Origin of the sequence: Brevundimonas aurifodinae (genome assembly GCF_040195595.1) — a bacterium.
Classification (GTDB): domain Bacteria; phylum Pseudomonadota; class Alphaproteobacteria; order Caulobacterales; family Caulobacteraceae; genus Brevundimonas; species Brevundimonas aurifodinae.
In genome coordinates, this window is the sequence record NZ_JBEGDD010000006.1 from 178,334 (window position 1) to 193,861 (window position 15,528).

At 68.0% G+C, this 15,528-nt stretch carries 11 protein-coding genes and 1 tRNA gene; 9 read left to right on the plus strand and 3 right to left on the minus strand.

Annotated elements, in window-relative coordinates:
- Positions 1-11: 11 nt before the first annotated feature.
- On the minus strand, positions 12-1,577 hold the full coding sequence (locus tag ABN401_RS09060; protein WP_349684514.1) for an exopolysaccharide biosynthesis polyprenyl glycosylphosphotransferase: 1,566 nt from the start codon (positions 1,575-1,577) through the stop codon (positions 12-14).
- Positions 1,578-1,729: 152 nt separating this feature from the next.
- Here ABN401_RS09060 and ABN401_RS09065 point away from each other — a divergent pair, with 152 nt between their 5' ends.
- From ABN401_RS09065 to ABN401_RS09080, 4 genes are all read left to right on the plus strand, one after another.
- The gene (locus ABN401_RS09065; RefSeq protein WP_349684515.1) at positions 1,730-4,192 is read left to right on the plus strand and encodes a DUF305 domain-containing protein; all 2,463 of its coding nucleotides are present in this window, start codon (positions 1,730-1,732) and stop codon (positions 4,190-4,192) included.
- Positions 4,193-4,324: 132 nt separating this feature from the next.
- Positions 4,325-5,374, plus strand: a complete 1,050-nt coding sequence (locus ABN401_RS09070) for an extracellular solute-binding protein (protein WP_349684516.1) — start codon at positions 4,325-4,327, stop codon at positions 5,372-5,374.
- Positions 5,371-6,987, plus strand: coding sequence for an ABC transporter permease (locus ABN401_RS09075; RefSeq protein ID WP_349684517.1), 1,617 nt, complete (start codon positions 5,371-5,373; stop codon positions 6,985-6,987). Before ABN401_RS09070 ends, ABN401_RS09075 begins: the two co-directional genes overlap by 4 nt.
- Positions 6,977-8,020: an ABC transporter ATP-binding protein gene (locus tag ABN401_RS09080; RefSeq protein WP_349684518.1), complete on the plus strand. Its 1,044-nt coding sequence runs from the start codon at positions 6,977-6,979 to the stop codon at positions 8,018-8,020. Before ABN401_RS09075 ends, ABN401_RS09080 begins: the two co-directional genes overlap by 11 nt.
- Here ABN401_RS09080 and ABN401_RS09085 read toward each other — a convergent pair.
- A complete protein-coding gene (locus ABN401_RS09085) occupies positions 8,011-8,202 on the minus strand; it encodes a hypothetical protein (protein ID WP_349684519.1) in 192 nt (63 codons plus the stop codon). The two genes, ABN401_RS09080 and ABN401_RS09085, sit on opposite strands and share 10 nt — an antisense overlap.
- A 98-nt stretch (positions 8,203-8,300) precedes the next feature.
- On the opposite strand from ABN401_RS09085, the gene ABN401_RS09090 reads away from it, so the two are divergent.
- From ABN401_RS09090 to ABN401_RS09100, 3 genes are all read left to right on the plus strand, one after another.
- Positions 8,301-10,751, plus strand: coding sequence for a CehA/McbA family metallohydrolase (locus ABN401_RS09090; RefSeq protein ID WP_349684520.1), 2,451 nt, complete (start codon positions 8,301-8,303; stop codon positions 10,749-10,751).
- A gap of 268 nt (positions 10,752-11,019) precedes the next feature.
- Positions 11,020-11,688 carry a DUF5343 domain-containing protein gene (locus ABN401_RS09095; protein WP_349684521.1) on the plus strand — a complete coding sequence of 223 codons (669 nt, stop codon included), beginning with the start codon at positions 11,020-11,022 and terminating at the stop codon, positions 11,686-11,688.
- The gene (locus ABN401_RS09100) at positions 11,681-12,160 is read left to right on the plus strand and encodes a TIGR02391 family protein (RefSeq protein ID WP_349684522.1); all 480 of its coding nucleotides are present in this window, start codon (positions 11,681-11,683) and stop codon (positions 12,158-12,160) included. The genes ABN401_RS09095 and ABN401_RS09100 overlap by 8 nt, the downstream gene beginning before the upstream one ends.
- 125 nt (positions 12,161-12,285) lie before the next feature.
- On the opposite strand, the gene ABN401_RS09105 is transcribed toward ABN401_RS09100, so the two are convergent.
- Positions 12,286-12,377 (minus strand) — tRNA-Ser (locus ABN401_RS09105).
- An 85-nt stretch (positions 12,378-12,462) separates the two neighbouring features.
- On the opposite strand from ABN401_RS09105, the gene ABN401_RS09110 reads away from it, so the two are divergent.
- Positions 12,463-13,455, plus strand: a complete 993-nt coding sequence (locus ABN401_RS09110; protein ID WP_349684523.1) for a cupin-like domain-containing protein — start codon at positions 12,463-12,465, stop codon at positions 13,453-13,455.
- A 61-nt stretch (positions 13,456-13,516) separates the two neighbouring features.
- Positions 13,517-15,502, plus strand: a complete 1,986-nt coding sequence (locus ABN401_RS09115; RefSeq protein ID WP_349684524.1) for an SGNH/GDSL hydrolase family protein — start codon at positions 13,517-13,519, stop codon at positions 15,500-15,502.
- The last annotated feature ends 26 nt before the right edge of the window (positions 15,503-15,528 follow it).

A 15,528-nucleotide genomic window follows, 5' to 3' on the forward strand; every position in this document is an offset into this window, starting at 1 on the left:
GACCGGTCCCGTCACCGTTGGGCCGCCCGGTCGCCCAGCAGCACGGGCACGGTGACGAGCATGATCCAAAGGTCGAGCCACAGCGACTGACGCTCGATGTATTCGACGTCCAGCCGCACGCGCGTGCGCACCTCGGCGGCGGTGTGCAGCGGGCCTCGCGAGCCCTTGATGGCGGCCCAGCCCGTCATGCCGGGCTTCATCCGGTGACGGTGGGCGTATTCGGCGACCAGGCGCGCGGAATCGATCTGGCCCGTCTTCATGCCGATGGCGTGGGGACGGGGCCCGACGAGCGACATCTCGCCCTTCAACACATTGAACAGCTGGGGCAGCTCGTCGAGACTGGTCGAGCGGATGAAGCGCCCCAACCGCGTGACGCGATCGTCGTCTGCGGTCACCTGACGGCTGGCGGTAGCGTCGGCGGCCTCATGGCGCATGGAGCGGAACTTCCAGACCACGATCTCCTCGTGATTGAACCCGTGGCGACGTTGCCGGAAAAAGATCGGCCCAGGGCTGTCCAGCCGGATCGCCAGGGCCGTCAGGGCGATGACAGGCGACAGCAGGACCAGAGCCGCCGTCCCGACCACCATGTCCTGAATCCGCTTGTTGAAGGCCCGGCGATCGTCGTCGATGGTGCCGTCCAGCGAGGCGAGGGGGGCTCGCGCCAGGCGGTCCAGGGCCGCGCCGCGTTCGCTGGCATCGACCGGATCGACCAGCAGGGTCACCTCGTTGGGCAGGGTCGACAGCCGCGCCGTCAGCTCTCGCACCCTGGCCTCCGCCTTCGGGTCGATGGCCACGACGATCTTGTCGACATAGGGCGTCATCCGGTGGGTCATCAGGGCCTGGGCGTCGCCCAGCACCGGCACACCGGCCACGCTGTCGGGCGACCGCGCCAGCCGATCGTCGAAGATGCCCAGCACATTGATGTCGCGGCGTTGCAGCGCCTCGCGGATCAGACGTTCGGCGTGGCGCGTCGCCCCGACCAGCACGACATTGGGCGTCAGGGCCCCCTTCTTGCGCCAGTCGGCGACCTTCAGGCTCCAGCCCAGGTGAAGGCCGTACAGGGCAACGATCACGAATGCGGTCCACAGGAGATGGGCCGTCAAGTCCGGTTGCCGGGCCGACAGCGCGGCTTCCAGCCCGATGGCGAGGCCCCCGCCGACCAACGCCACGCCGGACACCGCCGCCAGATGGGTCGATACGCTCTGGCCCTTCGCGAACCGGTAGAGGCCGAGCGACCGCATCAGCCCCAGCACTGTCGCTGCTCCCAGCGCCAGGGGCAGGACGCGCCAAAGCGGGGCCTCGAGCAGGCCACCGGGCGTCATCACCCAGAGAAGGATCAAGGACAGGCCGACGACCACAGCCACGTCGACGCTGCGAAACCAATGGACCGCCAGGCGCGAGGCGTCGCGCTGCCTCGCATTCAGCCAGACCTCGGGACGGAAGGGGCCGCGCCGCGCCGCGCCTTCGGCTCCGGCGTCGATTTCAGCGTCGGCCACGGTGCGGGCCGCCAGCGCCTGAAGCGCGGGGGCGTCCAGCCGGGCGTCCGGATCGCGCGTCAGGTCGAGGGCCGTGCTCATGGCCGTCATCCTGCACAGGGGCCGTGGATGTCACGTTAACGGGCGCGTCTGGCGTTGCGACCCCGTGGCCGAACAATGGCGGCTTGGCCCGCGTCGCTGGCCGTGGTCAGATGTCCCAGGGACCAAGGGTCCGAAGATCGGGAGAGTTGTTGTTGCAGAAGTTCGCGCCGTCCGTCCGTCAAGCGTTGGGGGCCTCGGCCGCCGCCGCTGTCCTGCTGTTCGCCGTGGGGGCCGCGGCCCAGACCGCGCCCATCGTCCAGCCCGGCGCGCCCGGTCAGGCGACTCGAGCGCTGAGCGGCGACGAGGCCTCTCGCATCGCCGATAACCGTTTCTCCGCCGATGACGTCAAGTTCATGCAGGACATGATCCTGCATCACGCCCAGGCCGTGCAGATGGCTGCGCTGGTGAACGAGCGCACGAACACCGAGGCCGTGCGCGACATCGCGGGTCGGATCACGGCCTCCCAGGCCGACGAGATCGAGTTCATGCGCGGCTGGCTGACCGAGCGCGGCGAGACCGCGCCCGACCCGGCCGGCGGCGATTCAATGGCAGGCATGGATCACGGCGCGATGGATCACTCCCAGCACGGCGGTGGACACGCCGGCATGCCGGGAATGTCGACGCCCGAGCAGATGGCCGCACTCGCTGCCGCCGAGGGCCCCGCGTTCGATCAGCTGTTCCTGGAGCGGATGATCGCTCACCATGAGGGGGCCGTGCAGATGGTCGCCGACCTGTTCGGACGCCCGGGCTCGGCCTATGACCCTGTGCTGTTCCGTTTCGCGAACGACATCACCAACGAGCAGCAGGCCGAGATCAACCGCATGTCGCTGCTGCTGCGCGAGCGGGTCGGCGACCCCCGCAGCACCCTGGCCGCCGGCTTTCGCGACGCCGGACAGGCCGCCGCCAACCTGAACCTGGTCGCCAGCCTGCCCAAGCCCACCGGCTTCTTCGACCCCGCCAATCCCGAGGGCCTGCCGCCGCCGATCCCGTCCGAGACTGAAGATGGCGACGCCCGCGAAGGCACCGCCGCCCAGTTCGGCCGTCGCGCGCCCTTCCTCAGCTTCGCCAACACCGACATGGCCTTCCAGAACGACCTGCTGGCGGTCGGCAACTATCACGGCTTCAACCTGTACCGGATCAGCGAGGCCTCGCCCGAGCCGGAGCTCATCACCTCCGTGGTCTGTCCTGGGGGCCAGGGCGACGTCTCGATCGTCGGCGACCTGCTGCTTATGTCGGTGGAGTCCAACAACGGACGCGTCGATTGCGGCCGTCAGGGCGTGGGCGAGGGCGCGCAGCCCGATCGCTTCCGCGGCGTGCGCATCTTCGACATTTCAGACCGCGCCAACCCCGTCCAGGTCGGCCAGGTCCAGACCTGCCGGGGGTCGCACACCCATTCTGTCGTCTCCGCCGACGAGCGTCGCCTGATCGTCTACAACTCCGGCACCGCCGGCGTGCGCGACGAGGACGAACTGGCCGGCTGCGTCGTCGGATTCCCGGGAGATGAAAACACGGCGCTGTTCTCGATCGACGTGATCGAGATCCCGCTGGCCGATCCGTCCCAGGCCCGCATCATCGACAGCCCGCGCGTCTTCGCCGACGACGCGACCGGCGCGGTGGCGGGCTTGTGGCGCGGCGGGGACCACGGCGCGGGCACCCAGACGACCAACCGCACCGACCAGTGCCACGACATCACCCTGTTCCCGGCCAGGAATCTGGCCGGCGGCGCCTGTTCGGGCAACGGCATCCTGATGGACATTTCCAACCCGATGCAGCCGCGCCGGATCTCGGCGGTGAACGATCCCCGGTTCGCCTACTGGCACTCGGCTACCTTCAACAACGACGGCACCAAGGTGATCTTCACCGACGAATGGGGCGGCGGCGCGCGTCCGCGCTGCCGCGTGCAGGACCCGACCGATTGGGGTGCCAACGCCATCTACGATATCGTCGATGGCCAGATGGTGTTCCGCAGCTACTACAAGATGCCGGCGCCCCAGACCGCGCGCGAGAACTGCGTGGCCCACAACGGCTCGCTGATCCCTGTCCCCGGGCGAGACCTGTTCGTCCAGGCCTGGTATCAGGGCGGTCTGTCGATCAGCGACTTCACCGACTCGTCCAACCCGCGCGAGATCGCCTATTTCGACCGGGGTCCGCTCAGCGACGAGCATGACATCCTGGGCGGCTACTGGTCGGTCTACTGGTACAATGGCCGCATCTACGGCACCGAGATCGCGCGCGGCCTGGACGTGCTGGAACTGCAGCCCAGCGCCGACCTGACCGCCAACGAGATCGCCGCCGCCGCCATGGCGGACGAAGGCGGCACGGTGAACCCGCAGCAGCAGTTTCCGGTCCGCTGGCCCCACCATCCGGTGGTCGCCCGCGCCTATCTGGACCAGTTGGCGCGGGACGGAGGCCTGGCGGCCGACGTCATGGCCCGGATCACCACCGCCGTCGACGCGGCCGCGCCTCTGGTCGAGGCCGGGGGCCGTGACGCCTCGGCGGCCAGCGCGCTGCGGGCCGCTGCCGGCGATATCTCGGTGTCCGGGAATGACCAGACGGCGCGCCGTCTGCGCGGTCTGACCGAGACGCTGAACGGCATCGCCGAACGCATCGGTTGACGCTGATTGGGGGCCTGCGGCGGAAACGTCGCGGGCCTCGTCACCTTCATGTGTTGCGACTGCTTCGCAAGTTCACTATAGCGGAGCCGCAACATCGCCGCGGGTCAGCGGCCTCAGTCCGGAAACGTCACCATGTCCCTTCGTCGTACCCTGATGCTGGCCGTCGCCGGCGCGCTTGTCCTCGCCGGCTGCGGTCAGCCGTCCGAGACCCAGACCGACGGGGCCGATGCCGGAGTGGTGAACCTCTACACCGCGCGCCACTACGATTCCGATCTCAGGCTGTACGAGCGCTTCACCGAGCTGACCGGCATCCGCGTCAACCGCATCGAGGGCAACGCCGACCAGCTGATCGCGCGCATGCAGGCCGAGGGCGAGGCCAGCCCCGCCGACGTCTTCGTGGTTTCCGACGCCGGGGCCCTGTGGCGCGTCCAGACCGCGGGCCTGTTCCAGCCGGTCGCCAGCGAGACCCTGAACGCCGCCATTCCGGCCAACCTGCGCGATCCGGAGGGGCGCTGGTTCGGCTTCACCCGCCGCGCCCGCGTCGTCGCCTATGACCCTGCGAAGGTCCGCCCTGAAGAGGTCGATACCTACGAGGAAATCGCCTCGCCGCGCTTCCGAGGCAAGCTGTGCGTCCGCTCGGCGGACAACCCCTACAACCTGTCGCTGGTCGGTGCCCTGATCGAGGCCTGGGGCCCGGAGAAGGCGGCGGAATGGACCCGTGGCATCGCCGCCAACCTGGCCCGTCCGCCCGAGGGTGGCGATCGCGACCAGATCCGCGCTGTCGGCGCCGGCGTCTGCGAGATCGCCCTGACCAACACCTACTACTATGTCCTGCTGGGCAATGGCGACGACGCCGCCGACCGGGCTCTGGTCGAGCGGATCCAGCTGGCCTTCCCGTCGCTGGACGGGCAGGGGACCCATGTGAACGTGTCGGGCGGCGGCGTCGTCGCCGGTGCGCCGAATCGTGACAACGCGATCCGTCTGGTCGAATTCCTCGCCTCGGCCGAGGCCCAGACCATGGTCGCGGCCTCGAACGGCGAGTACCCCGCCAGCCCCTCGGTCCCGGCCCCGCCTCCGGTCGACGCCATCGCCGACTTCACCGCCCATCCGATGTCGGTGGCCGCATTTGGTCCCCGCACGGCCCAGGCGCTGGAGCTGATGACCGCCGCCGGCTGGCGTTGATCGAGACGGCGGTTCTTCCGGCCCGACGGGGGCTGCGGCTCCCGTCCACGCTGAGCGGGATCGCCGGCGTCGCCGTTATTGTGGTTCTCGCGCCGTTGCTGGGGGTGGCCCTGGCCGCGGCGCGAGGGCCCTGGGCGGGCCTGTCGGTGGGAACGCTGACGGATTATGCGACGACTTCCGCCGTCCTCGCGGTCGGTGTCGGCGTCCTGGCCTCGCTGCTTGGGGTCGGTTCGGCCTGGTTGGTGGCCCAGTACCGGTTTCCGGGGCGAGGGGCCTTCAGCTGGCTCCTCGTCTTGCCGCTGGCGGCGCCGACCTTCGCCCTGGCCTATGGCTATGCCGATCTCCTGGACGTCGCCGGGCCGCTGCGGACCTGGTTGCGTCAGGACTTCGACATCGAGGTGCCGGGCACGATGCGCAGTCTGCCGGGCTCGGTCATGGTCCTGTCGCTGGCCTTCTACCCTTACGTCTATCTGGCGGTTCGCGACGCCCTGCTGAATCGGTCCAGCTCGGCGCACGAAGCGGCGCGGGCGCTCGGAGCGTCTCCGGCGCGAGTGTTCTGGCGCGTCACCCTGCCCATGGCGCGACCCGCGCTCGCGGCCGGGCTGGCCCTGACCCTGATGGAGACCCTGGCCGACTACGGTGCTGTGAGTTTTCTCAGCGTCCAGACTCTGACCACCGGGGTCGTCCGCGTCTGGTCGGTGAACGGCTCGCCCGCCTCGGCGGCACTGTTGGGCCTGCCGCTGATCGGGACCGCGGCGGCCCTGCTGATCCTGGAGCGCTGGAGCCGGTCGCACCGGGCCTATGGCGTTCACGCTGGCGGATGGCGGCCTGTTCCCGGCCGAACCCTGACCGGCTGGCGCGCGGTCCTGGCGACCTCCGCGTGCAGCCTGCTGCTGGTCGTGGCCTTCATCCTGCCGCTGGGCTGGCTGGGCTGGAACGGGCTTCAGTCGACGCCCGAGTGGCCGCGTCTGGCGGCGGCGGCCGGACGCGTCGCGGCGCTGGGCGTCGCAGGGGCGCTGGTGGCGACCGCACTGGCTCTCGCCCTGGCGTTGGCGGGTCGGGGGCGGCCCTTGCTGACCCGTCTCGCCGGTCTCGGCTACGCGACCCCGGGTGCCGTCATGGCGATCGGGCTCCTGGTCCCCGCGGGTCTTCTGTGGCGCGCCATGCCGGGCCCCGGCTGGATGTTCGGCATCGGCCTCGTCTTGCTGATCTATGCCTATGCCTCCCGACTGATGGCGGCCGCCTTGGAGCCGATCGCCTCGGCCCTGACCCGCGCGCGCCCGTCCATGAGCGATGCCGCCCGCGCCCTGGGGCGGACGCCCCTGGGCACCGCCTGGTCGGTTCACGTCCCGCTGGCCAGCGGTGGCCTGCTGACGGCCGCGCTCATCGTCTTCATCGACGTGGTCAAGGAACTTCCGGCGACCCTGATCCTGCGTCCGTTCAACTTCGACACCCTGGCCGTGCTCGCCGACGCCTATGCCCGCGACGAGCGCATCGGCCAGGCCGCCTGGCCCGCCTTGATGATCGTCGTGGTGGCCATGCCCGCCTGTCTGTGGTTGACCCGTCGCATCTCGCGCGCCCGGCCGGGAGGGAGCCCCCAAGGTGACGATTGATCCCGTCTTGTCCGTAGAGGGCCTCGGCTTCGCCTATGGGGCCCGGACCGTCCTGTCCGACATCGACCTGACCGTCGACCCCGGCGAGCTGGTCGCGATCCTGGGGCCTTCCGGCAGCGGCAAGAGCACCCTGCTGCGCTTGATCGCGGGACTGGAGCGCCCCGCCGGCGGCCGCATCGCGATCGGCGGGACGACCGTGGCCGATGCCCGGTCCAGCCTTCCGGCCGAACGTCGCGGTCTGGGGCTGGTCTTCCAGGAAGACGCCCTGTTCCCGCACCTGACGATCCTCGACAACGTCGCCTTCGGTCTGAAGGGCCTGCCGCGATCCGAGCGCCGCGCCCGTGCGCTCGACGCGCTGGATCGCCTGGGGCTGGCCGACCGCGCCGACGATTGGCCCCATCGCCTTTCCGGGGGCGAGCAGCAGCGCGTGGCCGTGGCCCGCGCCCTGGCCCCCCGGCCGGCCCTCGTCCTGATGGATGAGCCCTTCTCGCGACTGGACTCGGCGCTGCGCCAGCAGATCCGCGAGGACGTCGTCGCTGTGCTGCGTGATACGGGCGTCGGCGTCGTCCTCGTGACCCATGACGCCGAGGAGGCGATGTCCAGCGCCGATCGGCTGGTGCTCATGGCCGACGGCCGCATGCTTCAGACAGGTACCCCGGAGGCCTGCTACCACCGACCCGTTTCGGTCGAGGCCGGGCGTCTGCTGGGGCCGCTGAATGTCGTTCCGGTCGAGGCCGAGAAGGAAGGCGTCGTCACGCCGTTCGGGCGGCTGACGCTCGACGGGTCGACGACAGGCATAGGGGACTTGGCCTTTCGCCCCGAGACCCTGATGCGATCCAGCGACGGCGTCGAGGCGCGGGTCGTCTCGCGCACCTTCGCGGGGGCGGTGACCCGCTACCTGCTGTCGGTCGGCTCCGTCCGACTCGAAATGAAGAGCTTCGGTGCTGACCCTGAGCTTGTCGAGGGGCAGACGGTTCGGGTCGCTCTACGAACTGAGACCGCTCCGACGATCTTGAGCCGCGATCAGCCGTAAATCCGGCGCAGCAGTTCGATCAGGGTGGAGAGCTCGCCCCTGGCGAACCTTTCGGAGAACCGGCGCTCGCGCGCCTTCGCCAGATTCTTGATCTGAACCAGGAGGTCTTTCAGGACGGCCCCGCCGAGCCGGCTGGGGCAGCGGCGATGTTCGGTGCCGGTCCGACGCCACCCGGTCTCCACCGCCGGGCGCGCGGCCGGGCAAGCGCCGCCTCCCCGCCATTGCCAGGTCGGGCACCTTGGAACACAGTCCTCTTCCAGGCGAGTGAAGGTGACCCCCCATGACCATGATCCAGAAGCGCCCTTTCGCGTTGCTGGCGGCGGCGCTCTGGCTCGCGTCGCCTGCCGTGGCGACGGCGCAGTGGACCCACCAGTACCCCAAGGTCGAGGGCTTCGGCCACCAGCTCTATCTCGAGCAGGAGAACCTCCCGATCCTGTCCTCCGGGCCGACCTATCCGGCCGCGTCTCCTGACGGGGCCACGCTCGCCTTCGCGCATCAGGGTTGGATCTGGTTGCTCGATCTCGACGGCGGCGTCGCGCGGCGTATCACCGATGCGAGCGAGGTCGACGCGCGGCCGCGCTGGTCGCCGGACGGCACGCGCATCGCCTTGGTTCGTGACAGTGGAACCGACACCGCCATCGTGATCGTGGGGCTGGATGGCGCGATCCTGTCCGAGATCGACACTCCGGCGATCGACCTGGACCCTGAGTTCACGCGGGACGGCGGGTCCCTGATCTATACCTCCGCGCGCGGGGGCCGGCTGGATCTCTGGCGTCGGAACCTTGAGACCGGGACCGACGAGGCCGTGACGTCCGGGGCCCGGGCGGCGCGCGCCGCGAGGGCGCTGGGCGACGGCCGGATCGTCTATCAGGAAGCGATCGGTCCCGCCGTGGGCCTGAGGCTCCGCAACCTCGACGGGACACAGGGCCCGGTTCTGTTCGAGCAGGGCTGGATGGCGCATCTGAACCCCGACGCCCATCCGACCGAGCGGGCCATCGTCTATGGGGTCGGCGACGGCAATACCGTTCGGCTGGCCGTGATGGACGTCGACCGGCCTGCCTTTCCGCGATGGCTCACCCCGGCGGGCGAGAAGGCCCTGTTTCCGACCTGGTCCGGGGACGGCGCCCGCATCTATTACGCCTTGGCCGACGGGGACCAGCAGTTCCAGTTGATGATGATCCCGGCGGCCGGAGGGACGCCGCGAACGGTTCCGATCGAGAGGTGGGACTATGGCGTGGGAACGGGCGAGCTTTCGATCGCCACCCGCCTGTCGGGCGAGGACGGCGCGACACGGCCGGGGCCCGCGCGGTTGTCGATCACGCGGGCGGACGGGCACCCGATCGCGAACCCCGCCGGGCCGACCTATGTCGATAACCAGAACGGCCCGGCCTACTTCTACACCGATGGTCAGACCACCCTGCGGCTGCCCCAGGGCGATTACCGCGTCGTCGCCACCCACGGGCCGTTCTCCCTGCCGCAGACGATCCAGGTTCGCGTCGATGCCGACCGGGCTGTCTCCGCCGCGCTGGATATTCCGCGGATCTGGGACGCGGAGGCCGCCGGCTATGCCTCGGCGGATCACCATGTCCATCTGAACGGCAGCGGGGTCAACGAGCTGGATCTGGACGATCTGCTGCTGCCCATGCAGGGCGAGGACCTGGACTTCTCGGCGCCCATGGCCTGGAACCAGTACAACCGGTTCATCGACGCCGACCGCATCGGTCAGAAGGCGGCGGCCCCGGACGGCACGGCGGCCTGGCTGACGCAGGAAGTGCGCTCCGACTATCACGGTCATGTCGGAATGATCGGGGCGACCGAGGCCTTCCAGCCCTGGTTCTTCGGCCCGACCAACCCCGTCTATGGCAATCGCGACCTGCACAACGGTCTGGTGAACCCGTTCGCGAGGGCCCAGGGTGCCCTGGCGACCTACGTCCACCCCGTCGGCGGGGACAGCGACCCCTTCCTGGACCTGGCGGCCAACGGACTGCCTCTGGAACTGGTGGTCGATGGCGTGCTGTCCGACGGCATGGGTCTGGAACTGGTCTGCCAGTGGACCAGCCCGTTCGGCACGGCCCAGGCCTGGTACCGGTTCCTGAACATCGGCCGCGCCATGCCCGCCACCTCCGGCACCGACATGATGGCCAACTTCTATCGCGTGCCGGCCGTCGGAACGGCGCGGGCCTATGTCCCCGTCGCGAACGGTGAGGACAGCTATGCCGCCGCGATCGACCAGGTGCGCTCAGGCGAGGGCTTCGTCACCACCGGACCCGCGCTGCTGTTCGAGGTCGATGGCCGGGCGCCGGGTGCGACCGTGGCCGAGGGTCGCCAGGACTGGTCGATCGATCTGATCAGCGTGCGACCGGTCGAACGCGTCGAGATCATCGTCAACGGCCAGGTCGTCCAGACCCTGGACGGCTTCGGCGGCGACAGTCGCAAGCGCTATTCCGGCACGGTCGACCTGCCGTCCGGTGGATGGATCGCGGCCCGCGCCGTCGGAGGCCAGACGGGGTGGCCGGTCATGTCCTATGTCCACTTCGCCCATACCCAGCCGGTGTGGATCGACCACGTCGGCAGCACCGAGCCGGTGGCCGCGCGGGCTGCGGCGGCGGACCTGCTGAAGGCGCTGGACCACTCCGAGGGTCGCTTCGCCGAGAGTTACGGCGACGCGATCCCACCGGGCCTGCGTGCGCGCCTGACCGAAGCCCGGCGGCGGCTCACGCCCCCCGCCTGAGCACAATCCGTGATCACTTCCCGCTCGGCGGGGCATAGCGGGTCAATCCCTGAGGTGCTGGCGGAGACGGTGCTCAATACACCCCGCCACCATTGAGTTCTGGCCGGTTTGGTGTGCCAAGCGAGGCACCACTGGCATTCAGCTAGGTGGAGATCGCGTTATCACGGTTTCCGCCATTCGACGGAAATCACCCTTAAGTGCCGACCTTGACCGCTGTTCTGTGACGGCTCAACCTGTGCGGTAAATCAAACCAACCTGAGATACCGATTTGGCATCGCACCCTTACATCTCTGGCCCCGGCAACATCGCCCAAGCCATCACGCTCCTCAAACGTAACTTTCCGGCTACGGTGACCTCTGAGACGATAAAGAGGTTCAACTTAGCTTCGAACAACGAAAGCTACGTTATCAACGCGCTCCAGTTTATTGGTGTGATCGACGCCGAAGGAAAGCGCACCGAAGCTGGCCAACACGTTTTCACCCTTCACGACGAGAAGGCATTCCAGCCTGCTTTCGCGGATCTTGTTCGCGCCGCGTATCACGACCTGTTCGATCTTCGTGGAGAGGACGCGTGGTCGCTGAACCGCAACGAACTGATCGGCTATTTCAGGTCAGCTGATAAGACTAGCGAGATCATCGGTGCCCGGCAGGCGGGCGTTTTCAAGGTCCTGGCTGCTGTAGCTGGTTTCGGCGATGTCGTAGAACAAGTGGCCCCGAGGAAGCCTACGAACGAGCGGGCGAGCACCCGCAAGGTTGTGGCGAGCAAGCGAGAGCCAAAGTCCCCCTCGCAACAATCCGTTGAGGCCGCCGCCCCCTCAAAAGGAGGCAAGGAAATCTCCCTGGGCGTGAGGATCGAAATCAACCTACCCGCCGGTGCAAGCCGAGAAAACTACGATGACATTTTTCAAAGCATTCGAGCAAACCTGCTGAATGGTTGATCCACTAGCCCACTTCCAGGCGCTGGCCGAGCGAACCGGCGCGTTTGTCACCTCGGAGGAGGCTACTCAGGAACCGCTAGTTCACCCTTTTGAGCAGCGTAATTTCCATCCTCAAATCGTCTCGGTATCGCGTAAGCTATTCGATGACGGTCACTACTCCCAGGCGACTTTCGAAGCCCTGAAGCGTCTTGATCGGGAGGTGAGCAAACTCTCCGGCGTTCAAGAGTCGGGCTTTAAGCTCATGATGCAGGCCTTCAATGAAGCCAAACCGCTCTTAAAGCTCAACAAGTTGCAGAATGCGTCCGACCAAGATGAGCAGCTTGGAATGAAACACATATTTGCCGGAGCGATGTCCGCCATTCGAAATCCGCGTGCGCACGAGGTCCTCACAGATCAGATCGACCTCTGCTTGGACCACCTCTCGGTGGCCTCATGCCTATTTAGGGTCTTGGACGCGCGTCCCCCCGCGTAACCATCAGACGAGTGCCATCTGGTCATCCTTGCAGCGGGTGCCATCCCAAAATCCGATGGCGGGAGTGTGCCAAGTTGGCACCCCTCGCCAAGGTTCACTAAGTCTTTGATTTCATTGAGGGTAGCTGGCGGAGACGGAGGGATTCGAACCCTCGGTACCGGTTACCCGGTACGACGATTTAGCAAACCGTTGCCTTCAGCCACTCGGCCACGTCTCCAGCAGACGGGTCGATAGCCGAGCCGGCGCGGCGGCGCAATCCGCGAAGCGGTGACCTGGACATCGCGCCCCGCTATCGTCGTCCGATGCTCGCCACGCCCGCGCCCCTCACGTCCCTCGACCGTATCGACCGCGCCCGCTTCGAGGCCGAGATCGTGCCGGCCGGACAGCCGGTCGTGCTCCGGGGGCTCGTGGCGGACTGGCCCAGCGTGCGAGCCGACAACATCCTGGGTCACCTGCGCGACCAGCCGGCCCCCCATCCGGTCGGGGTCTTCGTCGGCGACGCGGCCATGGGCGGGCGGTTCTTCTACGCTGATGATCTGCGCGGCCTCAATTTCCAACGGATACAGCTCCCGTTGTCCGAGCTGCTCGACCGCCTGGCGGCGGGCGGGCCGGACTACCTGTACGCCGGGGCCATTCCCGCGCCGTCGCATCTGCCGGGGTTCGCCGAGGCCCACCCCATGCCGCTGCTGGCCCCCGATCGCGAGCGCCTGACCTCCCTCTGGCTCGGCAACCGCACGATCACCGCCGCGCATTGGGACCTGGCCCAGAACCTGGCATGCGTCGTCGCCGGACGCCGCCGCTTCACCCTGTTTCCGCCCGACCAGATCGGCAATCTCTACGTCGGGCCTGTGGACAACACCCTGGCGGGCCAGCCGATCAGTCTGGTCGATTTCGACTCTCCCGACCTGGACGTCCATCCCCGGTTCGCCGAAGCCATGCGCCACGCCCGCGTCGCGGAGCTCGACCCCGGCGACGGGATCTACATCCCCAGCCTGTGGTGGCATCACGTCCGGTCGCTCGACGACGTCGGGGCACTGGTGAATTTCTGGTGGCGCGACGGGCCGGAGTGGATGGTGACGCCGATGTTCACCCTGTGGCACGCCATGCTCACCCTGCGCGACCTGCCGCCGAACGAGCGCCAGGCCTGGGGCGCCTTCTTCGACCACTATGTGTTCCAGACGGAGGGCGACCCCCTGGCCCATATTCCGGTCGAGGCGCGCGGCCTGATGGCCCCGATGACGCCGGAGATCATGGCCCGGCTGAAGCGCCTGTTGATGGGCCCGCTTTCTCGTTGAGGTAGAGCTGGCCGCCCCGACATACCCATGTTACTCAAGTCTCGCATCTTGGGAGATCGACATGAAGCGCGGTTGGGCAGGGCTGGTGCTGGCGGCCGTTGTGTCCGTGACGGGGGCCGGCGCGAACGCTCAAGACGTCGATAGCCCTTCGGTCATCGAGTGGCGCGTAAAGGACCGCTTCCGGCTCTGGGATCAGGCTCGGAGCGGCCCGCGCAATCTGAGTCTCGAGGATCTGCTGAACAATGTCGCAGACGCGGAGAACGCGAGCGGCGTGGAGCAGGCGATGCTCGCCTTCCTCGGGTCCCAACCGAATCTGCATCGCCGCGCATACTGGCGCGAGGGCGAAGAGACCTATGATCGCGATTTCATCTGGCCGCTCGGTTACCGGGTCGTGCTGTCGGTCAGAGGCGAGGCAGGCGAGACCTGCCGATGGAGCGCCGATCTCGAAGGGTTCGTTCCGGTCGAGCGACCCTGCGATAATCCCTTCGAAATGGCTCTGCCCAGGGTCGAGACGGTACAGGGCGAGCAGGTGCGTCTCGGCTCGCCTGCGGTCGAGGTGGTCGTGACTCCCGAGGGCGGAACGCCGATCCGGACCACGGTCCAGGTTCGCGACCGCTTGATCGCCTCCATCGGCGACTCCTATGCGTCGGGCGAGGGTAACCCGGATCGCCCGACAGACCTGGGTCCGATCCCGAGACGGTTCGATGCGTGGGATCAGACGTGGGACGGGCGTTGGGTCGGTCGTGATCCGGTCATATCCGACAGCAGCGAGCCGGAGTGGTGGGATCAGAGGTGCCATCGCTCCTTCCTGTCGCAGCACATGGTCGCGGCGCTTCGCTACGCGGCCGAAAACCCTCATGTCGCGACGACCTTTCTCACCTTCGCCTGCTCGGGCGCCCAGACCTTCTCCGGGGTCCTCGCGACCCAGCCCGAACCTCCAGGCTTCGCTGACGTCGGAGGCAACGCCCGGCTGAACTATCCTCAGGTCGAGGTTCTCCTGGCCAATATGTGTCCCCGGCCCCCGAATGGCCGCAGCCGCGACAGCACGACGGACGTCGAGCGGTCTCCACGCTACTGGAACGGTCAGAGTGCGACCCGCTGGCGCTGCACAGACTACCGCCGGGCCCGCGCGATCGACGCCCTTCTGGTCTCGATCGGCGGCAACGACATCGGCTTCGCTCCTGTCATTCAGGAGGCCCTCCTGCCCGAGCCGACCGGGCGTTCGCGCACCGAGCGTCGGCTCCTGAATTTTCTCCGGGGCCGAGCCTCCACGCCCGACGAAGCGTTCGCCCAGATTGGCGAGCCGGGTCAAACCACCGCGCCGCTGCCTCGGAATCTGGCTGCGATTCGTGACCGGCTGGAGGAGATTCTGCCTCCCGGTGCCCCGGTGCTGCAGACGGTCTATCCCAATCCGCTGAATGACGAGAAGGGCGCGTTCTGTGGCCCGGACACCCGACGGAGAAATGACGATATCGGGGTCCATGCCCAGGCGCTCACCAGCGTCGGCGCCTTCTGGCCGGAGCTCGAGATACTGGGGACCGCCGACTGGAGATCTGTCATCACCAAGGGCGAGATCACCGAGATTCAGAACAAGCTCGTGACCCCTCTTAATGGCGTCATTCGCAATCATGTCGATGCCGGGAGAGGCAGGTGGCAGATCGTCGATGCTTTCGAGCCGGCGTTCCGGACGCGTGGCTGGTGTGCGGTCGCGCCGACGGGAGACCTTCAGGAACTGGCCCTGCCGAACTGGCGTCGAGTTGACGGCGATGACCGTGGAGAATGGCACGACTGGGCGCCTCAGCAGTGGGACCCGTATGCCTCCCGGCAGCGGCTGTTCCGGACGCCGAACGACGCGGCCCTGACCCAACAGCCCATGGCACGCAACCGCTTCGGTTTAGGTGGCTGGGTCCTCGGTGGGGTGCTCACGCCCCGCCAGGGGGCCGTGCTGGCCGCCATGTCCGGTGCCTTCCACCCCACGTTCGAGGCCCACGCCATCATCGGCTGGAGCCTGGGCGAGGCGTTGATCGCGACGCCCTTGCCAGACTAGCCGCTGGAGCCCGCATGTTTCCCCGA

Bases quoted from the DNA above. Each gene is read 5' to 3' on its own strand.
- ABN401_RS09110 (WP_349684523.1), top strand. From the start codon at position 12,463: ATGCTCGCCACGCCCGCGCCCCTCACGTCCCTCGACCGTATCGACCGC.
- ABN401_RS09060 (WP_349684514.1), bottom strand. From the start codon at position 1,577: ATGAGCACGGCCCTCGACCTGACGCGCGATCCGGACGCCCGGCTGGAC.
- ABN401_RS09090 (WP_349684520.1), top strand. From the start codon at position 8,301: ATGACCATGATCCAGAAGCGCCCTTTCGCGTTGCTGGCGGCGGCGCTC.
- ABN401_RS09070 (WP_349684516.1), top strand. From the start codon at position 4,325: ATGTCCCTTCGTCGTACCCTGATGCTGGCCGTCGCCGGCGCGCTTGTC.
- ABN401_RS09100 (WP_349684522.1), top strand. From the start codon at position 11,681: ATGGTTGATCCACTAGCCCACTTCCAGGCGCTGGCCGAGCGAACCGGC.
- ABN401_RS09115 (WP_349684524.1), top strand. From the start codon at position 13,517: ATGAAGCGCGGTTGGGCAGGGCTGGTGCTGGCGGCCGTTGTGTCCGTG.